Source organism: Providencia sp. PROV269 (assembly GCF_028477785.1).
GTDB lineage: Bacteria > Pseudomonadota > Gammaproteobacteria > Enterobacterales > Enterobacteriaceae > Providencia > Providencia rettgeri.
On the sequence record NZ_JAMPLV010000003.1, the window covers coordinates 118,827 to 140,727 of the forward strand.

16 protein-coding genes and 1 riboswitch are annotated in these 21,901 nt (G+C 39.1%); of the genes, 6 read left to right on the plus strand and 10 right to left on the minus strand.

Annotation, left to right across the window (positions count from 1 at the left end):
- Positions 1 to 72 precede the first annotated feature (72 nt).
- Together PR683_RS05000 and mntP are read left to right on the plus strand one after the other, a co-directional pair.
- Positions 73 to 531, plus strand: a complete 459-nt coding sequence (locus tag PR683_RS05000) for a DUF986 family protein (protein ID WP_164528800.1) — start codon at positions 73 to 75, stop codon at positions 529 to 531.
- 151 nt (positions 532 to 682) lie between these two features.
- A riboswitch (yybP-ykoY riboswitch) is annotated at positions 683 to 827 on the plus strand.
- A 46-nt stretch (positions 828 to 873) separates the two neighbouring features.
- Positions 874 to 1,455, plus strand: a complete 582-nt coding sequence (gene mntP, locus PR683_RS05005; RefSeq protein ID WP_004911288.1) for a manganese efflux pump MntP — start codon at positions 874 to 876, stop codon at positions 1,453 to 1,455.
- 31 nt (positions 1,456 to 1,486) lie between these two features.
- On the opposite strand, the gene rlmA is transcribed toward mntP, so the two are convergent.
- Positions 1,487 to 2,311 (minus strand): 23S rRNA (guanine(745)-N(1))-methyltransferase, encoded by an 825-nt coding sequence (gene rlmA / locus PR683_RS05010; protein ID WP_004911290.1) that lies wholly within the window; start codon positions 2,309 to 2,311, stop codon positions 1,487 to 1,489.
- A 133-nt stretch (positions 2,312 to 2,444) separates the two neighbouring features.
- Between rlmA and PR683_RS05015 the strand changes: the two genes are divergently transcribed.
- The gene (locus PR683_RS05015; RefSeq protein ID WP_042851840.1) at positions 2,445 to 2,915 is read left to right on the plus strand and encodes a GNAT family N-acetyltransferase; all 471 of its coding nucleotides are present in this window, start codon (positions 2,445 to 2,447) and stop codon (positions 2,913 to 2,915) included.
- A gap of 112 nt (positions 2,916 to 3,027) precedes the next feature.
- Here PR683_RS05015 and PR683_RS05020 read toward each other — a convergent pair whose 3' ends face one another.
- Positions 3,028 to 3,765, minus strand: coding sequence for a phosphatase (locus PR683_RS05020; RefSeq protein ID WP_004911298.1), 738 nt, complete (start codon positions 3,763 to 3,765; stop codon positions 3,028 to 3,030).
- A 218-nt stretch (positions 3,766 to 3,983) separates the two neighbouring features.
- Positions 3,984 to 5,213 carry an alanine racemase gene (gene alr / locus PR683_RS05025; protein WP_117162242.1) on the minus strand — a complete coding sequence of 410 codons (1,230 nt, stop codon included), beginning with the start codon at positions 5,211 to 5,213 and terminating at the stop codon, positions 3,984 to 3,986.
- A 366-nt stretch (positions 5,214 to 5,579) separates the two neighbouring features.
- On the opposite strand from alr, the gene PR683_RS05030 reads away from it, so the two are divergent.
- Entirely contained in the window at positions 5,580 to 6,674 is a 1,095-nt protein-coding gene (locus PR683_RS05030; RefSeq protein WP_196719477.1) for a porin, read from the plus strand.
- Between the two features lie 561 nt (positions 6,675 to 7,235).
- Here PR683_RS05030 and guaA read toward each other — a convergent pair.
- Both guaA and guaB read right to left on the minus strand, forming a co-directional pair.
- Positions 7,236 to 8,813, minus strand: a complete 1,578-nt coding sequence (gene guaA, locus PR683_RS05035; protein WP_109912450.1) for a glutamine-hydrolyzing GMP synthase — start codon at positions 8,811 to 8,813, stop codon at positions 7,236 to 7,238.
- A gap of 85 nt (positions 8,814 to 8,898) precedes the next feature.
- Entirely contained in the window at positions 8,899 to 10,365 is a 1,467-nt protein-coding gene (gene guaB / locus PR683_RS05040) for an IMP dehydrogenase (RefSeq protein ID WP_004253607.1), read from the minus strand.
- Between the two features lie 171 nt (positions 10,366 to 10,536).
- Between guaB and xseA the strand changes: the two genes are divergently transcribed.
- Positions 10,537 to 11,904 carry an exodeoxyribonuclease VII large subunit gene (gene xseA / locus PR683_RS05045; RefSeq protein ID WP_196719476.1) on the plus strand — a complete coding sequence of 456 codons (1,368 nt, stop codon included), beginning with the start codon at positions 10,537 to 10,539 and terminating at the stop codon, positions 11,902 to 11,904.
- A gap of 62 nt (positions 11,905 to 11,966) precedes the next feature.
- Here xseA and PR683_RS05050 read toward each other — a convergent pair whose 3' ends face one another.
- From PR683_RS05050 to maeB, 5 genes are all read right to left on the minus strand, one after another.
- The gene (locus PR683_RS05050) at positions 11,967 to 14,225 is read right to left on the minus strand and encodes a TonB-dependent receptor domain-containing protein (RefSeq protein ID WP_272581697.1); all 2,259 of its coding nucleotides are present in this window, start codon (positions 14,223 to 14,225) and stop codon (positions 11,967 to 11,969) included.
- Between the two features lie 140 nt (positions 14,226 to 14,365).
- Positions 14,366 to 16,498, minus strand: a complete 2,133-nt coding sequence (locus tag PR683_RS05055) for a S9 family peptidase (protein WP_110731975.1) — start codon at positions 16,496 to 16,498, stop codon at positions 14,366 to 14,368.
- Positions 16,499 to 16,510: 12 nt separating this feature from the next.
- The gene (locus tag PR683_RS05060; protein WP_272581698.1) at positions 16,511 to 17,314 is read right to left on the minus strand and encodes a cell envelope integrity protein TolA; all 804 of its coding nucleotides are present in this window, start codon (positions 17,312 to 17,314) and stop codon (positions 16,511 to 16,513) included.
- Positions 17,315 to 17,456: 142 nt separating this feature from the next.
- The gene (locus PR683_RS05065; protein ID WP_272581699.1) at positions 17,457 to 18,326 is read right to left on the minus strand and encodes a ChaN family lipoprotein; all 870 of its coding nucleotides are present in this window, start codon (positions 18,324 to 18,326) and stop codon (positions 17,457 to 17,459) included.
- A 118-nt stretch (positions 18,327 to 18,444) separates the two neighbouring features.
- Positions 18,445 to 20,724, minus strand: a complete 2,280-nt coding sequence (maeB, locus tag PR683_RS05070) for an NADP-dependent oxaloacetate-decarboxylating malate dehydrogenase (protein ID WP_109912445.1) — start codon at positions 20,722 to 20,724, stop codon at positions 18,445 to 18,447.
- A gap of 544 nt (positions 20,725 to 21,268) precedes the next feature.
- On the opposite strand from maeB, the gene PR683_RS05075 reads away from it, so the two are divergent.
- The gene (locus PR683_RS05075; protein ID WP_004911325.1) at positions 21,269 to 21,889 is read left to right on the plus strand and encodes a LuxR C-terminal-related transcriptional regulator; all 621 of its coding nucleotides are present in this window, start codon (positions 21,269 to 21,271) and stop codon (positions 21,887 to 21,889) included.
- Positions 21,890 to 21,901 lie beyond the last annotated feature (12 nt).

Genomic DNA, 21,901 nt, shown 5'->3' on the forward strand with positions numbered 1-21,901 from the left:
AATTGGGAGGTTGCAGCCTCCCTTTTTTAATTTTAAGCTCTGCATTATGTTTACTTATCCAAGGGCTCACAAATGACCTTCAATGATGCCATTCTTGCTATAATCATTTTGATCATGCTTGTTTATGCGATTTATGATGAATTCATTCAGCATTTGTTAAAGGGTAAAACCTTATTAAAAATTAATCTAAAAAGAAAACATCGAGCAGATGCTATTATTTTTATTGTTCTAATTTGTATCGTTATTTATACAAATATTGTACACCATGGTAATTTATTAACCACTTACTTATTATTGATTACTATTTTCATGTCAATTTATTTGGCATTTATAAGAACACCAAAGCTATTCTTTAAACAAACTGGTTTTTATTTTGCCAATGCCTTTATATTATATGACAGAATAAAAACAATGAACTTATCCGAAGACGGTGTATTAATAATAGGTTTAGAAAAAAAGAAAATTAACATCCAAGTTTCACATCTTGATGATTTACAACGAATTTATGAATTCCTTATTAATCATAAGTAAATAAATTTTATATTGTCACTAAAAACAAGGTTAATTATTAATTTAATTAACCTTGTTTTTACCAATAACCTTGTTGATAATAATTCTCACTACCGTTTAATATCCACAATTAATTAAGTGTTGCCTTTAATATAAATTATGGTATCTTTCTTTCCACGTCATTGGGGAGTAGCCTGTTCTGGTTTCATATATAATACCAGAAAGTCCGTATCAACATACTCGTTTGGTTTCAAACGTGGTGCGGACACCAAAATTCGGTTGGCAAGACCATAGACACATAAATAAGCCTTTTGGTTGGGGGTAATTTATGTGTATATGGAATCACCCAACCGAGGTTCTGTTATGAGTTTCTATGCTACCCTTATCTTAGCCCTTGCCCTGTCAATGGACGCCTTCGCTGTTGCTATTTGTAAAGGTGCAGTGCTTCATAAACCCCGCTTTAGAGAAATTCTCCGTACTGGTTTTATCTTTGGTTTTATTGAAGCCATTACCCCCATTATTGGTTGGGGCATCGGTATTTTAGCCAGCCAATATGTTATCCGCTGGGATCATTGGATTGCATTTGGTTTATTATTTGTTTTAGGTGCTAGGATGATCTGGCAGAGCATTAAAACAAAAGATGAAGAATGCTGTTCTAAACCTTCTAGTCATAGCTCAACAAGCCTGATTTTTTCTGCAATAGCCACCAGCCTTGATGCGATGGCCATCGGCTTAGGCTTAGCATTCTTACAAGTAGATATCGTTCATACTGCAATGACTATTGGCTTAATGACAATGATCATGGCCACTATCGGTATGATGATTGGCCGTTATGTAGGCCCATTACTCGGAAAAAAAGCAGAAATTATCGGTGGATTGGTACTAATAGGTATTGGTTTTAATATCTTATTTGAGCACCTTGAATTATTTATGTATGCCCATTAGTTTTTGTGCCCCCTATATGGGGGCAATAGCTCTACTCTGCATTAGATTGATAAACACGAATTAAAAAATCAGCCGTATATTCTTTCACCTCTGCTTTCTGTAAATCCTCTTTAACCTGTTCTGATGCACGCCAAGCAAATGGTGTCATCATCAATAATTCATAAGCTTCTTGCCCAGTCAGCGCCATCTTATAATTTAGTTGGCAACTATCTATTAACGAAAAATTTGGCAGATCTTCATCTTTCGCTGGGTGTAACTTAACCTCATCGTAGATTAACGCTTTTAATTCTTGCAGATGTTCCGCCGCAGGCGTAACGGTTATTAACATACCTTTAGAAACTAATACACGACTTAATTCTTGTGCCTTGCAGGGTGCGTAAATTCGTACAATTCCCCCCAAGCTGTTATCAGAAAATGGCAAGCGATGACTTGTACCAACGCAAAAACGAACGGATTTATAGCGTTTCGCCGCATAACGAATCGCAGCCTTCGAAACATCTAGGCCTAAAACTGTATATTTTTCAAAATGTTTTGCAAGTTCTCGTGAAAAATAGTCTGTGTAATACCCTTCTCCGCACCCAATATCCAGCAGGCTAGTACAAGATGATGGAATAAACTGAATAAGTTTTTCTGCCACCTTTCCACGCATAGGGTGGTAATGCCCTGCATCAAGAAATTGCCTACGCGCTTGCATCATTTCAGCATTATCACCGGGGTCTTTAGAACGTTTATGCTGTACAGGTAACAAGTTAACATAGCCTTCTTTTGCACAATCGAACTGATGATTTTCTGCACAACGATAACTGTTATTAGCAAGATTTAGTGGTGTAAAACAGAGAGGACATTGATAATTCATAGCAGTCACTGATTTAAAAATAAGGGGGAGTATACCATATTCAAATTAGTTTTCTTTCTGTTATATATCTTGCTTTTTAACTGTATTTTTTGTTCTCTAAAAGTAATAAAAAAACATTAGCGGGTGTCTCATGATAAAAATTAGGTTAGCAACCCCCGATGAAGCCGAACTTCTTTGGTCTATACGTAACCAAGCAATTCGCCATGGTTGCACAACGAGTTTTGATGCAAAAACGATCCGTGCCTGGACACCTGATGAAATGCCGGTAAGTTATATACACATTGTGAGGAATAACCCATTCTTTGTCGCGGTAAATAACAATGATGAGCCCGTTGCAACTGGTTATCTTAATTTAGAGGCTAACAGTGTTGATGCCATATTTACCTTACCACAATACACTGGCTGTGGAGCTGCTAGCTTAATATTAGATGCCATTAAAGCTGAAGCCAAAAAGCGAAATATTAAAAAATTGGTATTAGATTCATCACCAAATGCTGAACGCTTTTATCAGAAACATGGTTTCACTTCGATTAAACATGCTAGCTACTACTCTTGTCTCGCACAAGTCGAGTTAGATTGTGTTCAAATGGAAATTGAAATATAACTTTCAATTTAAATGGAGTTAAAAGCCACTAAGCTATTCTGTGGCTTTATTCTATTTAATATTGACTGTATTTTAGGCTAACTGTATTTGTGAATGCAGTTTTGAATAACAACTAAAAATCAGCAAATTCGGCAATAGGCTTACGCCCATGGGACTCTAAAAAGTCCAATACACGACGTGGAGAAACATTTAAAATTTGTGATTGTGGAAAACTAATTGATTCCAACATGTCAACTACGCGATCAAAACGGCCGAGATACCCGGCAAAATGTGAGTCTGAACCTAATGCAACCCACCCGCCAGTTTCTTTAACTGCCTTAGCTATTTCTAAGCAATTCTGTTGACTACCCGCTCTTGAATGTAGGAATGAAGAGTTATTCATTTCCAAAGCAACATTACACTCTTTCGCGGCTTGCGCTACTGCTTTGATATCAATAGGATATTTAGGGTTGCCTGGATGGGTAATTATTTGCACTTTACCACTACGGATCGTGGCAATCATAGCTTCTGTATTATCAGCTAAACTTTGGGGCTCAAGAACCGGTTCATGAAAACCAGCTAAAATAATATCTAAATGACGAGCGATCTTTTCATTGCAGTCTGTCTCACCCAACTTGTTCTTTATATTTGCTTCAATACCGTACAATAAACCAACACCATCAACAATTCTCGGCAAGATAGGCATATTACCAAAATGCCACTCATGTGGAGCATCTTGCATTTCAGGCCCGTGGTCGGTAATCGCAAATAGTTTGACACCACGGCTTGCGGCCTCAGCGAAATATTCATTAACTGTACTATAAGCATGGGTGCTGGCAATAGTATGCGCATGTAAATCAACTTGATACATAAATGATATCCTTCTATTTTTTCTACTTGCCTTCCGAGCCTACCTGCTCAGGAAAGATTCAACCAAGCTAACATATCAATTTAAAAGTTTCGATAGTCATTCACCTAAACAGCATTTTATCAACATATTGCAATATATTAGATAATATCCTAAGAAACTTTCAGGATAAAAAAACCCGCGATTATTGCGGGTTAAAATACACAGAATTAAAAATTAACTTAATCAACTAAGATACGTTTATTAGTCGCTCCCCACAAAATTGACATTTCGGTAAATAATGCACCACTGATATCCTCAACCTCTTCGGCAGTAATTTCAGCATTACCTTGTTTACCAAAAAATACAACTTCATCTCCTGGGCTAACGTTTTTTAAATCAGTAACATCAACCATGACTGTATTCATTGATGTTTTTCCTAAAACAGGAACTGTTTGGCCATTAATCAATGCATGTCCCGCATTGCTAAATACACGGCGATAGCCATCCGCATAACCTACAGGGATATTTGCTAATACAGAATCACGTTTCAAGGTATACGTTCTATCATAACCCACCGTATTTCCCTTTGGATAATGATTCACAGAGGCAATGCTCGATTTCAGTGTCATCACGCGTTTATAGTCATTTGTCGCAACGGTATCGCCGTAGAAAATGCCACCGACACGTACCATATCCAACCATGATTCAGGTACCGTAATAGTTGCATAAGTATTCGCGACATGTAATGTAATGTCTTCACGCTTTAGCCCTGTCGTATTCAATACTTGTTGAGATTCTTTCTTGAATTTTTTGAGGTCCTTACGGATCTGAGTTTCATCCTCTTCTGGATAATGAGACATAATACCGACGATTTTTAACTGAGGTAATTGTGAAATCAGCTTAGCTTCATTAAGGCCAGCAAGTGTACTCACCTCTAAACCGTTGCGCGACATCCCGGCTGAGTTCAGTGCCAGATGAATAGGAATCACTTTATTCTGCTTTTTCGCAATCGCATTTAAGCGCTGCGCCATTTCTAAATTACCGATTAACTCTTCCGTTTCATATTGTGTAGCCTGAGCCATTTCTTGCTCTGTCGCACTTCTCACTCGCATTAATCTGCCTTTAAAACCTAAATCTCTCACGGTCTTAAGCTCTTGATTATTTGTTACCCCAATGCATTGCACATTATTTTCAATCATTATTGGTGTAACTAAAGAAAGGTCATGCCCATATGCATCTCCTTTCAAAACGGCACACAGCGAAGATTTATCTCCTAGTAGGTTTTGTACTTTCTTAATATTAAAATCTAATGCGCTGCGAGATATTTCAATCCATGCGTTATTAACCACCACCGGTTGGTTTTGTGTCGCATATGTTTCTATCGGTGTTGTGATATTGTTTGGCTGTTGACAAGCTGTTGCAGCAACCAGTAAAGGGAGTAATGCCAGATACTTCAAACGAAAAGCCACGTGTTGTTCCTTATCTCTAGTGATTTTTACCAAGACATTATTTTTATAATTCTAGGTGGAAATAGACAAAATATGTATCGGTTTTAAATAATACCAACCTTCATACCCCGAACAAGTAATAATTCACTTTTTTTGCATAAAAAGACAAAATATCTTTTTCGAGTTAATTTTTCTTTTTTAGAAATAAAACATTTGGTTGAAATCATCGTAAATCAAATTATTTTTATTATTTAATAGGTTATGGCAATAATTTCACTAACATTTACTTTTGTTACACTTTTTATTTGGCGAATTAACATGCTTAAATGATAATAACTATCAATTAGGAATTTTTACTAAATATCACTCAATCCATAAGGCTATGTTATGAAGTACAAATTACTCACACTCATTATTCCAACACTACTTACTGCCAATGTTGCTAACTCCGCTGAAATGTACAATAAAGATGGTAATAAACTTGATGTATACGGACAAATTGATGTCCGCCATCATATTGCCAAAAGCCGTAGTGGCGAAGATGGTGACGACTCACGTGTCAGACTAGGGCTAAAAGGTGATTCGCAAATCACCGACCAGCTCATTGGCTTTGGGCGTTTTGAATGGGAAACGAAAACTAACCAATCGGAATCAACTGAAGAAAATAGCAATCGTTTAGCTTATGCAGGCTTAAAATTTGCAGATTACGGCTCCCTTGATTATGGCCGCAATTATGGTGTTATTTATGATACCAATGCTTGGACAGACGTATTACCACTCTGGGGAGCGGATACGATGGATCAAGAAGATAATTACATGCTAAGCCGTAACCGCAATTTACTCACTTATCGCAATAATAATGCTTTTGGTTACATTGACGGTTTAAGCTTCGCACTACAATATCAAGGTAAAAATGGTGAAAAAAACCTATCATCCGGAGATGAGTTAACCGATAACGGCGATGGTTTTGGCTTATCGACTGCTTATGAGTTAGGTTATGGTATTTCCCTTGGCGGTGGTTACTCCTCATCTTCCCGCACACCAAAACAAAAAGATGCCACAACCAGTAGTGCAACGGGTAAACGCGCCGAAGCATGGAACGTAGGAGGGAAATTTGAATACGAAGACCTCTATCTCGCCGTCATGTATGGCCAAACACTTAATATGAGCCGTTTTGGTAATGATGATATGGAGTCAATAGCAAATAAAACTCAGAATCTTGAAGTGGTTGCCTTATATTCTTTTGACTTCGGTCTAACCCCATCAATTGGCTATAACTATTCCAAAGGTAAAAACTTAGGCAACTTTGGGGATAAAGAATTAGTGAATTATATTGCCATCGGCTCAGCTTATGACTTTAATAAAAATTTGAGTGCTGTTATCGATTATAAAATCAACTTGTTAAACGATAATGATTTTACTGACCATTACAAAGTGAATACTGATAACGTGCTTGGCTTAGGGTTAGTGTATCAATTCTAAAATTATTATCCCTAGCGTAAAGTAAAAGCATCCGTTATAGACGGATTGCTTTTACTTTATAATCCTGTTGCTTAATCATGCATTAAATATCTAACTGAATTTAATATATCAGTAAGCCCTACTTTCCCCTCATTAAAATTATCTCTCATCATTTTATAAAAGTTTTAAAATTCGTAATCAGGTAAAAATTTATTATTGCTACAGCATGGCTTCAAAAATACCACTTTAGGTGATATTTATTATCCCTCATCGATAAGTATATATTGACCTAATATCCATTTTATTACCGTTACGATAGACGTCATTGAAGCACAGATATAGTATTTACGAGTACTCTATTGAAGTGCTTTTTAGGTTACCTAAAAATCTAAGAGCATCTATTATAACCATTGTTACTTTTTTCATTCCAGTTCCACCTATAAGCATATTAATCAATAAAGTGATCATCACTTAACCAAAGTAAAATGACCTACTCGTCACCAAAAAACAAAAAGGCACCAGTAACTAACTGATGCCTTTGGATTTATCGACAACTAAAAACTGTTATCAACAATAACTATATTATTCCCACTCAATTGTTGCAGGCGGTTTACCGCTGATATCATAAACAACACGGGAAATGCCATCGACCTCATTAATAATACGGTTTGAAACTCGGCCTAGGAAATCATATGGTAAGTGCGCCCAATGCGCGGTCATAAAGTCGATAGTTTCTACTGCACGTAATGAAACCACCCAGTCGTATTTACGGCCATCACCCATGACACCAACAGAGCGGACAGGTAAAAATACGGTAAACGCTTGGCTAACTTTATGATATAAATCAGCTTTGTGCAGTTCTTCAATAAAGATAGCATCTGCGCGACGTAATAAGTCACAGTACTCTTTCTTCACTTCACCTAATACGCGAACCCCTAAACCTGGGCCAGGGAATGGGTGACGATACAGCATGTCGTACGGGAGACCTAACTCGAGACCAATTTTACGGACTTCATCTTTAAACAATTCTTTTAATGGCTCAACTAAACCAAGTTTCATGTCATCCGGCAGACCACCGACGTTATGGTGAGACTTAATAACATGCGCTTTGCCAGTTGCTGATGCCGCTGACTCAATAACGTCTGGATAAATAGTCCCTTGAGCCAACCATTTGATATTAGGCAGCTTAGATGACTCTTCATCAAATACCTCGATAAATACATGACCAATTTTCTTACGTTTAGCTTCTGGATCGCTGATCCCAGCTAACGCATTTAAGAAACGATCTTCTGCTTTAGCATGGATAATGTTCAGGTCAAATTTACCTGCAAACATTTCCATCACTTGGTCTGCTTCGTTTAAACGTAATAAACCGTTATCAACAAATACACAGGTTAAACGTTTACCAATTGCGCGGTTTAATAGCAACGCAGTAACCGATGAGTCAACACCACCCGATAGCGCGAGCAGTACATGGTCATCACCAATTTGCTCTTTTAAACGGGCTACCGTGTCTTCAATAATTGCAGCTGGCGTCCACAGTGCCTCACATTGGCAAATATCTTTCACAAAGCGCGTTAAAATATTTAGGCCTTGGTGAGTGTGAGTCACTTCTGGGTGGAATTGAACACCATAGAATTTTTTCTCTTCATTTGCCATGATGGCATATGGGCAGCTTGGCGTGCTGGCAATAGTTTTAAAATCCGCAGGAATAGCGGTAACTTTATCACCATGGCTCATCCAGACATCAAGTACTGGCTTGCCAGCTTCGTTCAGAGAGTCATGAATATCACGGAATAATTCACATTGCTCAGTGATTTCAACATTGGCATAACCGAACTCACGTTCACCAGAGACCTCAACTGCGCCACCCAGTTGCATTGACATGGTTTGCATGCCATAACAAATACCTAATACAGGAACACCTGCATTAAATACGTAATCAGGAGCACGTGGACTATCTGATTCAGTCGTACTTTCTGGCCCACCAGAAAGAATGATACCGTTTGGATTAAATTCTCGAATTTGTTCTTCTGTAACGTCCCACGCCCAGAGTTCACAGTAAACGCCAATTTCACGGATACGACGGGCGATCAGCTGTGTATATTGCGAGCCGAAATCAAGAATAAGAATGCGATGTTTATGGATATTTGTTGTCATTTGAGGAGAATTCCAAAAATTCAAGTCAAAAATAAGAATCGGTGACGCAATCGAACGAATGCGCCACCCTGAGAAATTTTATCGATTATTGCCCCAAACGATAGTTTGGAGATTCTTTCGTGATAGTAACATCATGGACGTGGCTTTCTTGGATACCGGCTCCACTGATACGAACAAATTCTGCTTTTGTTCTCAATGCATCAATAGTACCACAACCTGTCAGCCCCATACAGGAGCGTAAGCCACCCATTTGTTGATGAATGATTTCTTTTAATCGGCCTTTATACGCTACGCGGCCTTCAATACCTTCTGGCACTAATTTGTCTGCCGCATTATCTGATTGGAAGTAACGGTCTGACGAGCCTTTAGACATTGCACCAAGTGAGCCCATACCACGGTATGCTTTGTAAGTACGGCCTTGGAATAAAATAGTTTCTCCTGGAGACTCTTCAGTTCCTGCGAACATTGAGCCGACCATCACACACGCAGCGCCTGCCGCGATAGCTTTAGAGATGTCACCTGAGAAACGAATCCCACCATCCGCAATAACAGGAATACCCGTACCTTCAAGTGCTTCCGCCGCTTCAGCAATAGCCGTGATTTGTGGTACACCCACGCCAGTGACGATACGCGTAGTACAGATTGAACCCGGACCAATTCCCACTTTAACCGCGCTAACACCTGCATCCGCTAAGGCTTTCGCCCCTTCCGCTGTTGCAACGTTACCACCAATAATTTGTAAGTCAGGGTATTTTTGGCGAGTTTCGCGGATACGTTGTAGTACGCCTTCTGAATGACCATGTGATGAGTCAATTAATAAAACATCAACGCCAGCAGCCACCAGCGCGTCAACACGTTCTTCATTCCCTGCGCCTGCACCAACCGCAGCACCAACACGTAAACGGCCTTGCTCGTCTTTACACGCGTTTGGCTTACGTTCTGCTTTTTGGAAGTCTTTAACCGTGATCATCCCTAACAAATGAAAGTTATCATCGATCACTAAGGCTTTTTCTACGCGCTTTTCGTGCATTTTTTGCAAAACGATTTCGCGTGCTTCGCCTTCTTTCACGGTGACTAAACGTTCTTTTGGCGTCATCACCGCAGTAACAGGTTGGTCTAAATCTGTCACGAAACGAACATCACGGCCTGTAATAATACCAACTAATGAGTTATCGTTTGCCACGACTGGATAACCAGCAAAACCATTGCGCTCAGCCATTTCTTGCACTTCACGAATAGTGGTATCCGGAGTTACTGTAACAGGGTCCGTTACGACACCACTTTCATGTTTTTTTACGCGGCGAACTTCTTCCGCTTGGCGCTCAATAGTCATATTTTTATGGATGAAACCAATGCCACCTTCTTGTGCTAAAGCAATAGCAAGGTCAGATTCTGTGACAGTATCCATGGCTGCAGAAAGCATAGGAATGTTCAGGCGGATGTTTGCAGTCAGTTGAGTTGATAAGTCTGCGGTATTCGGTAATACCGTTGAGTGTGCAGGAACGAGTAAAACGTCGTCGAAAGTTAGTGCTTCTTTTTTAATGCGTAACATAGGCAATATCCCACCAGGCAGCGTTATGGAAAGGTATAAAATATTGCCGCGGCATTATACACACCGAAAACGGTTGCTTCCAGCACTTTTTTGAAAAAAAACTTGATAACTCCTATAGCTGCGTTAGTATCTATCGATTAAGTCATTGTTTTAAAATTTGATCTGGCTCACATGTCGACTTCACAAAGTAGCGCAATTTACTCTGTTAGTAAGCTTAACCAATCGGTTCGGGAACTTCTCGATAGCCAAATGGGGCGTATTTGGTTAACAGCTGAAATTTCCAATTTTTCACAACCCAGTTCAGGTCATTGGTACTTAACCTTAAAAGATGACCGAGCGCAGGTGCGAGCGGCCATGTTCCGTGGGCAAAATGCACGAGTCACTTTCCGCCCACAAAATGGCCAGCAAGTTTTAGTTCGAGCGACAGTGACCTTATATGAACCTAGAGGTGACTATCAATTAATCCTTGAGAGCATGCAACCAGCCGGTGAAGGCTTACTGCAACAACGTTTTGAGCTATTAAAACAAACACTAAGTGCCCAAGGTTTGTTTGATATTATTCATAAAAAACCACTACCTAGCCCAGCTAAATCCGTCGGTATCATTACCTCGGCAACGGGTGCAGCCCTACATGATATTTTAAATATTTTACGTCGTCGCGACCCTTCCCTGCCTATCATTATCTACCCAACGGCCGTTCAAGGTGAGATGGCACCAGCACAAATTGCTCGGATGATTGAGCTAGCAAATTTGCGTCAAGAATGTGATGTGTTGATCGTCGGTCGCGGGGGCGGTTCACTTGAAGATTTATGGGCATTTAATGAAGAAATCGTTGCTAGAGCCATTTTTGCTAGTCAACTGCCTATAATTAGCGCTGTTGGTCATGAGACCGATGTGACGATTGCCGACTATGTGGCGGACGTAAGAGCACCCACCCCATCTGCAGCGGCTGAGCTTGTTAGCCGTAACCAGTTAGAAATGCTCCGTCAGCTAAAATCTGCGCAGCAACACCTTGAAATGGCAATGGATTATTATGTAGCAGGTCAACAACAAAGGTTTGCTCGTTTGCATCACCGTTTACAGCAACAACACCCACAATTACGTTTGGCACGGCAACATAATCAACTTAATTTATTGCAACAAAAACTTGCGCAGTCGATGACTCGACAACTACAAAATTCAACATCTAAGTTCGAAAGGCTCGACCGTCGTTTACTGCAAAATGATTTGCGCCCTCAATTGCAAAAACAGCAACGTCAGTTGCAGCAGACACAGTATCATTTGCAGAATATGGTCACGAGTTTGGTTAACAGTTACCGCCAACGTTTCGCTGTCGCTTGTTCAAAAATGGAAGCAGTTAGCCCATTAGCCACCTTAGCTCGCGGGTTTAGTATCAGTGAAACCGCTAAAGGCACCGTACTGAAAAAAACCAGCCAAGTGAAAGTTGGCCAACCACTGAAAACTCGCCTGAATGATGGCTGGGTTGAAAGCCAAGTTACTCATATTGAGAAGGTTAAAGTAAAAAGAATATCGAAATAATTATTTTAACCACTTATCTCGATAAAAATAACGGGATAAGTGGTGTTAAATTTATACGTTGATTAGAAACGCACCTGTCCACCAATCATATAAGTACGCCCTCTTGCTGTTGCATTATTTTTACCGCGTTCTTCCATAATAGCGGTAGAATTTGCACGATTTAATGCATCCGAATAATTTTTATTCGTGATATTATTAACCGTCATCATCAATTTAAAGTTTTTATTAACTTCATAGTCTGTATATAAATCAATGATTGTAGGTTGTTTTTCATACTTATCTTTTAGTGCATTTCCATCGTTATCAACGATAGACTCTACACCAATTCGTTTTGAAGGGCCGGTCCATGTAATAGTTGTACCTACGGTTAATTTTTCATCCAATAAACGCACACCTGAATCCAAGGTCACATAATAATCAGGAAGCTCAGTGAAATCTCCCGCACTAAAATCAGCAACCTTAGCTATGGAGTTAGGTTGATCCCCAGTTTCTTTGGTATAGGATAATGTTGAATAAACTATACCTGCATCATAATTAGCCTGTAATTCATAGCCACGAAGATTAACATCATGAGGCTCATTGACATACATATAGCTTTTACGCATAAATTCTGGGAATTCTTTGTCCCATACATCATCATTCATTAAACACCAAGCCAGTTCAGCATTTGATCTTGGGCGACAAAGTAAATAAGGCTTACTCGTAATATAGTCTTTAATTTTTGTATGGAACCATAATGCCTTCATATTAAATTGGTCACCTTCAAAAATTAAATCCGGTTTAAAGCTATTAAAACCAACTTGCCATGTCTGTGATTTCTCTTCTTTTAAGAATGGGTTCATTGAATTACCACCTTCTTGAGAATAAAAAACTTCTTGCGTATTCGGCGCTCTCATTGAATGCGCATAACTGACAAATGGCTGGAATTCAGGAATAATTTCTGCTGATAATAAAACTCCGGGGTTAAAACCATTACCCCGTAAATTTAAAGTTGCAGCTTCCTGTGGAAAACAAAAATCTTGATCACCACATGCAGGTTTAAAACCTTTTAAGTGATAATTCATATAATTCAAATCAAAAATTGCTGTATAGATCCCATACTTGGCTTCCAATTGTGTATATGCGCTCGCAAGATCTAACGACCCACTTGGCGAGAATGGATTATAGTTCAACGTATCTTGGTCAATAACAGAACTAACCTCTCGCTCATACTTCGTTTTAGATAACTTAGAACCTATTTTCCATTCAAAATCAATATCACCATAGGAAAACCGGCTTGTATTAGAAAGATTAAGACCATCGCCAATATTTTTGGATTTACCTTGCCTTAATGCCCAACCTAATGAGTCACCTTCAAATTGTTGGTCATTTTTTCCATGACTCGCTAAAACCTCAACATCAATTAATTCATTTAGCGGCGTATATTTATATTTAATATAATAATCTTCACTATTAATCTTTCTTCGTGTGAGCTTATTTTGTAAGAAACGACTACTGAATTCTAATTCATGGCTGTCATTAGGTTTATATTTCAATTTAGCTAATTGCGATTGTGGCTTTTGTTTGAAAGTGGAGTCGGTGGCAAATTCATCACTATCAAACCCATCACCATTTTTATAACTGCCAGGAATATTATGGCCGCTAACCGCAATTAAACCGCCAAAATAGCCATCATCTTGCAATAATGTCTTTCCTGCGACCGCTACCATGCCATTATAACCGAGACCATTATCTCCCCAGCTAGCTTTACTACGCAGCCCATATACATTATCTTTAAAAATCACATCATCAATACCGATAGTACGAAAATTTGCACTCCCTGCTAAAGCGTTAACACTATTGCCTCCATTTAATTGCCCTTTCTCTACTTCAACTTCAACAATAAAATTTGGGTCAATTAAAGCGCCAAAATCATTATTTGGCTGTTGTCCATGTGTATATTGACTTGGGGAAATTCCATAATAACTTTGCGTGACACCATCCACCATCATATTCACGCGACCAAAACCACTCAACCCGCGAATATTGACATTAACGGTACCTTGGCTGGCATCCATTTGAGTATAGGTTCCGGGCATGGTACGAATAATTTTATCCATCGACTGCAATTTATTTTCCGTACCCACCGCGCTATAAGCACCCGGATTTTCCAATGCTTTGACTAATGGCGTTTGTTTCTGCGCACCTGAGACTTTTAATTGGCTAAAATTAACCACACCTTCTTTCTGCTTATTCTGCTGCTGCGTATTTTCAGCCAAAGCGATCCCTTGGGAGCTAGTGGCAATAATGCTAGCAACCATAATTATTGTTTTATTATTCATTAAACCATTCCTGTAAACGTACTGTGTGTCATACGCTCACACTGCTAGCACAGACCAAATAAAGCCTGTGAAGAGACCCAGCAACAATGTCATTAATATTGTTGCTGGCCTGAAATCACCTAAATTTTATAGGTTAATTATTATTTTAAATATGGAAAATATTTATCTTTATTTTCAAGCATGAGAATAAAACTATATTCTTGGGCGATATCATCTAGTGCATTAAAACGCCCTGATTTACCACCATGCCCCGCATTCATATTAGTTTCTAATAATAATAATGAATTGCCTTGTTTAATATCTCGTAATTTAGCTACCCATTTTGCAGGTTCCCAATATTGAACTTGAGAGTCATGTAACCCTGTCGTCACTAAAATATGTGGGTAATGTTGTGCTTTGATATTGTCATAAGGGCTATACGCTTTAATTCTCCAGTAATCTTCTTCATTTTCAGGGTTACCCCACTCATCGTATTCCCCGGTGGTCAGAGGGATTGATGGGTCTAACATTGTGGTTACCACATCAACAAATGGAACAGCGGAAACAACCCCCTCGTATAAATCAGGCGCCATATTCACAACCGCTCCCATTAATAAGCCACCCGCACTGCCCCCCATGGCATACACATGTCCTGCTTTACCATAACCTTCTGATAATAACCCTTTGGTTGCATCAATAAAGTCAGTAAAGGTATTCATCTTGTGGATTGTTTTGCCTTGTATGTACCAATTTTTACCTAAATCACCACCACCACGAATATGTGCAATCGCGTAAACAAAGCCACGATCCAATAAAGACAAACGAGATGAACTAAATGAAGGATCAATGCCATACCCATAAGCGCCATAACCATAGACTAACAATGGATTTTGGCCATGTTTGAATAGATCTTTACGGTAAACTAAAGAAACCGGGACTTTTACCCCATCTTGTGCAGTAACCCAAATACGCTCACTTTGGTAGTTTTGCTTATTAAAGTCTTTAACTTCTTCTTGTTTTAACAGCTGCTTTTCTTGAGTCAGCATATTAATTTCATATACTGAAGACGGTGTGGTCATTGATGAGTAACCGTAGCGTAGTTTATCCGTATCTGGCTCAGGGTTATTTCCGATCCACGCCATGTATGTTGGGTCATCAAAGCTCACTTGGTTTTCTTTATTAGTTAACCAACTGATTTGGCGAATATTCACTAAACCATTTTGGCGTTCTTCCACAACTAACCAATTATTAAATAAAGCAAAACCTTCAAGATCAACCCCATCACGCGGTGCAATAAAGCTTACCCATGGTGCTGAAATATTGTCTGCAATATATAAACCAAATAATGGATGCTGGTGATTAGAACGAATATAGAATTTACCATTGAAATGGTCAGGATAGTACTCAACCCCCGTTTGACGTGGTTTTAAAATTTTAACGTCATTTTGTGGCTGATTGGCATCAATTAAACGGTACTCAGAGGTTTCAGTACTCGTGATCCCCATTAAAATAAAATCTTTTGAAGTCGATTTCGCTAAACTAACGTAAAAAGTATCATCCTTTTCTTCATACACCAGTTTATCTTGAGTTTGCTGTGTACCATATAGATGTTTAACCACTTGATAAGGTAGCAATGTTTGCTTGTCCTTATTCACATAGAATAGCGTTTGGTTGTCATTAGCCCAGACAATATTACCTGAAGTATTGGTTAATACATTTTCCTGCCACTTGCTCTCATCAATTTTGCGAAATGATACTGCAAATTCATTACGTCCTTGGCGATCTTCAGCAATCGCTAGCGTGGTATTATCCGGCGAAATCGCTAACGCTCCCATACGATAATATTCAGTGCCTTCGGCTCGTTCATTACCATCAACTAATACAACCCATTCATCTTGGCTATTTACAGGGCGTCTTTCAAAGATAGAATAATTTTTCCCCGCGACAACTCGTGAACGGTAGGTATAACCATTATAATCATAGGGAACTGACTCATCGTCCTGCTTCATACGTGAAAACAATTCATCGTAAATTTCTTTTTTTAACGATTCACCTTTTGCAAGTTGCTGCTGCGTATAATTATTCTCTTGCGTTAAATATTCAATGATTTCTGGAGACTCGCGTTGATCATCTCTTAACCAATAATAGTTATCTACACGGGCATCTCCGTGAGTGGTGATAGTATAAGGTTGTTTTTTGGCTATTGGTGCTGACATTCTATCCTCCGCAGCACTGGTTGCTGCATATAAACCAAGTAATGTAATAAAACAAAACTCAGTGAGTTTATTACGCATAATTTATCCAATCTATTTTTCATTAAGAGTAAAATCAATAGGTATCCTGACAGTTACCCGCCCATTGATTAAAATTTCAGCTGGGGGTTCAGGTAAAGGTGCTGCTCTCGATAGCACCTGCAATGCTTCTCTATCCAAAGATCGTGTTCCTGATGAACTTACTAGGTCGCTACCAAGCAAAAAACCTTGTGGGTCAACCGTAAATGTTACTGTTGATTGACCGACTCGCCCTCGCCTTACGGCGTCTTCAGGAAACCGCTTGTATTTATTTAGTTTCCCCAATACTTGTGCTTCCCATAGCCTTTTCGCGTTATCTACCGATTGTGACTGGCTATTAAATTCTGCGGCAATTTTTTGAGTTTGTAATGGCGCTGCAGCATCACTGGTGACAGGGGCATCATTGGCTTTTGAATCAGTCGCTTGCTTTTGTTCAACCGCCTGCTTTTCATGCTTTTGTTTTTTGACTTCAGCAGTTCGTTTTGTACTCACCGCTTTAGCGACTTGCACTTCAGCCTGCTCATTGATGGCTAATGATGGGATAATTTTCTCTTCCGATGGGGCTTCATGAGCCTGGCTCGCCACCGATAACTCTTGTAGTTGGCCAATGTTAGCTTCTGTCAATTGTTCGGCTTGCGATTCAATCGAAATCTCCATTACCACTGATGGCGGAGGCAATAACTCTTCCCATTGTTGATTGTGAGTTACCCATATATACAACCCAACAACCCCAATATGAAGAGCAATTGCCAATGCGAAGCCCCCACTTATCTTCGTTGTTCGCTTTAAATACTCATTTTCAAATGTTGTTATAATCATTTTTATCTTATGCACTGACGTATTTATGTATAAATGCAAATGATAATTAATAACAAATGAAAATGGAAATCATTTCTTACTGGAAATAAAGATTACTTCACAAAATTAACTTTTTTGAAATCATTAGCTTGCTATTACTTAGTCATCCTTTAGGCGTGTACCACACAAAATCAGCATGTAAATGGTCTATTTCTTCACCTCTTTCTGAAATAATTAATACTTTTACGGGTTCTTCGGGCGCTAGGTCTTGCACATGTAAAGGCACACCAATTGCTCTTGTTGCATGATAGCCACCTGCGAATAGAAGCGCGGGTGTAGGTGCATTTAATAACGACTCTGCCATACGGCGGTCACGCAACTGCTGTATAAAGGTCATTTTAGCCACTTGTTCCGCTGTCAGTTCCCCACCATGAGAACTTTCAATCGTTTTACTGATAAGTTCTTGAACAATGGGTTGAGCTGAATATTGCCCCGTTACTGATGACGGGTTAGCGTAGGCGGCAAGTACCTCTTTTTTATCTAGGTTTGCCGACAGTAGCGGATAAGGCGAGCTCAGCAAATGACGGATTAAAGCCCCATATTGCTCCCAAGGCCAACCACTATTCCAATTTAAGGCGGACTGTAGCTTTTCGTCACGAATATAAGGGTTATTTTGCATCTGCGCCTGTACACGGTTCACACTATTTTGCTGCGACGGTGTCAACATTTCGAGTAGAACCGCACCTTGAGGCCGTATTTTTGGCATTTCTTGTGCAAGCCATTGCTCAATTTGGTGGTGATAATGGTTATCATGCTTTTCTCCGACAATGACGCGTGGAGATTGAGCAAGCTGCTCGATTAATTGCTGAGGTGTTAAAGACTTACCTGTTGCTAAGTCAATAATTTGGTTGCTTACTGTTAGTTGGCTATCTAATTGTACGATTGTCGGTTCAATTTTTTGTGTACAACAGATAAGGAAAAATAACCCAACCATTAAAGTGGCTATTTGAGAGGTCAATCTTATTGAAATCATTATGCTTTCCATCTTATGTTGTCAAGCTAATAAGATACAGATAATGATAATCATTTTCAATAAAAAGGCTCCTATAAAATCATAGAAGCCTTTAATACGTATTAATTAATATTAACCGTTAGAGTGGATTGGTTTGCGCTTCAACCACTGCTAATGCCACCATATTCACGATACGGCGTACCGACGCAATTGGTGTCAAGATATGTACCGGCTTCGCAACCCCCATCAATACCGGGCCGACCGTCACGCCATCAGAGCTTGTCACGCGCAGTAAGTTATAACTAATACGTGCAGCTTCCATATTTGGCATAATTAATAAATTTGCTGAACCTTTTAATGGGCTATCAGGCATCACATCTTTACGGATCGATTCAACTAATGCGGCATCCGCATGCATTTCACCATCAATTTCAAGATGAGGGTCACGTGCTTTGATCATCGAGAGCGTATCACGCATTTTTTGTGCTGATGCGCAGTCTGAAGAACCAAAGCTAGAACGCGATAACAGAGCCACTTTTGGCTCAATACCGAAGCGTCTTACCGTATCCGCTGCCATTAACGTGATTTCTGTTAGCTCTTCCGGAGAAGGGTCTTCATTAACATAAGTGTCTGCGATAAACGTATTACCCGTTGGTAATAACAATGCATTCATTGCACCGGCAGCATGAACACCTTCGCGGAAACCAAATAAATCTTTAACAACTTCATAATGTTCACCATAGCTGCCCACGGTACCACAAATCATCCCGTCAGCTTCACCGCGTAACACCATGATCCCACCAATTAAGGTTGGGTTATTAATCACTGCACGACGTGCCATTTCTTGTGAAACACCACGACGTTTCATGATTTGGTAGTATTCTTGCCAGTATTCTTTATAACGCGGGTCGTTTTCGTTATTGACCACTTCAAAATCTTTACCTAACTCAATGTGTAGGCCAAGTTTTTGAATACGCATTTCAATCACACTTGGACGCCCAACTAAGATTGGGAAAGCCAAACCTAAAGAAACCAGCTCTTGTGTGGCATGTAATACACGCTCTTCTTCCCCTTCAGCTAAAACAATACGTTTTTTGGCAGTCTTAGCTTGAGAAAAGATAGGTTTCATGAATAAATTTGTCTTATAAACAAACTGATTTAATTTTTCGATATAGACATCGAAGTCTTCAATTGGACGCGTTGCTACCCCTGAGTCCATTGCTGCTTTTGCCACAGCAGGTGCAATTTTAACAATCAAACGTGGGTCAAATGGCTTCGGAATAATGTATTCAGGGCCAAAGAATAAATCTTGGTTACCATAGGCTGAAGCCACTTCTTCACTTTGCTCTGCCAATGCAAGGTCTGCAATGGCATACACACAAGCCAGTTTCATTTCTTCATTAATCGTTGTTGCACCGACATCTAACGCACCACGGAAAATGAATGGGAAACACAACACGTTATTAACCTGATTTGGGTAATCAGAGCGGCCAGTACAGATGATGGCATCAGGACGAACTTCTTTCGCCAATGGTGGCAAAATTTCAGGCTCAGGATTTGCTAGCGCTAGGATCAGTGGATCTTGCGCCATGGTTTTCACCATTTCCGGCGTTAAAAGACGTGGACCTGAACAACCTAAGAAAATATCCGCATTAGGAATAGCATCCGCCAAAGTACGTTGGCCGTTATCTTCAATGGCATACGCAGCTTTGGTGACATCCATGCGTTCATCACGCCCCTTATAAATCACCCCCTTAGAATCACAGACGGTGATATGTTCACGTTTCAGTCCCAACGCGACTAATAAATTCATACAAGCGATTGATGCTGCGCCAGCGCCAGAAACCACAAGGCGGACATCACCAATTTCTTTTTTTACAATTCGTAATCCATTGATAACAGCAGCTGTACAAATGATAGCGGTTCCGTGTTGGTCATCATGGAACACAGGGATTTTCATGCGCTCACGGAGCTTTTGTTCAATATAAAAGCATTCTGGTGCTTTGATATCTTCTAAGTTAATACCACCAAAAGTCGGCTCAAGAGACGCAATGATATCAACTAATTTGTCTGGATCTGTTTCATCAACTTCAATATCAAAGACATCAACACCAGAAAACTTTTTAAATAGTACACCTTTTCCTTCCATGACTGGTTTACCAGCCAAGGCACCAATATTACCTAACCCAAGGACGGCAGTACCATTAGAGACAACCCCGACAAGGTTACCTTTAGCAGTGTAACGATAAGCTTTAAGTGGGTCATCTGCAATTTCAAGACATGGAACTGCAACACCTGGTGAGTATGCTAATGCGAGATCTCTCTGGGTTGTTAGTGGTTTAGTTGGGGTAACCGTAATTTTCCCAGGATGTGGAAACTCATGAAAATCAAGAGCACTTTGTTTTAATTTGTCATCCATCGTCAAGTCCTTTCAAAATAAGTAAGGTAAGAGCGATAACAGTATAAACACATCTCACTAGCAAATCATGATCATACCGGCAATTTCCAGAAAAATCTTTCAATTACAATAGAGTTAGGTCACTGTCCGAGTAAAACATAGTCACCTTGGTTATATTGTTCATAGCGCAACCCTGCTTTAATTTTAAAAAGCACGACTAAAAATAATTTATTATTAATTTTATTAGGTTAATATATATAAATAATTAATTGCATAATAACACAATGAAATCCCACCTTAAATATGTTCATCTGTTTAACTTTAATTTAACTATTCGATATTATTTTTTCTATTTTAATGTATTATCAACAAGCACAATATTATTAGTATGGAACTATAAAATATTAAGCAAACGATTAATATCAATCTCACTTCTCCATACTGCTGATTATATAATTATTAAAACTCCAATTAAATATAATAAACGTACCGAAATTAAATTGTCTATTTTATAGGAAATACCTGAGTAGACGTTGGCATTTGAGACATAAAAAAGGAACCCTCTATGTCTAAATATACAGTAATGATTATTGACGATCACCCTATTATACGCTTGGGATTGCGGCAGCTCATAAATACCGACACACACTTTATTATCACAGCAGAGTGCGCTTGTTGTTATGAAGCTTTAAGCATGGCAAAGCAGTTAAAACCTAATTTAATTATTATAGATACCAATATTCAAGGTATTAAAACATTTGAAACTATACGATTACTTCGTAAACACTGCAATGATAGCTACTTATTAGTGTTATCTGCATCGACAATTAAAACAGATATATATGGTGCTATTGACGCAGGAGCACAAGGTTATTTATTAAAAAACAGTGAACTTGATATGCTATTCTACAGTATGAAGAAAGCCTCTAAAGGGCAATTGGTTTTTAGTGAAAAAATTTATCAACATCTTATTTCACGTCATCATTATAGTGACCCACTATCCGCATTGACAAAACGAGAGTCTGAAATTTTGCATGAAATGGCTGTGGGTTTAAAAAATCGTGAAATATCTAACTTACTTTTTATTTCAGAGGAAACCGTTAAAGTTCACATTCGAAATATTCTTAAAAAATTACGCGTTCGATCTCGCCTTGAGGCTAGCTTAATTTATATGCGTTCAAGATAATCTATTTTTAAT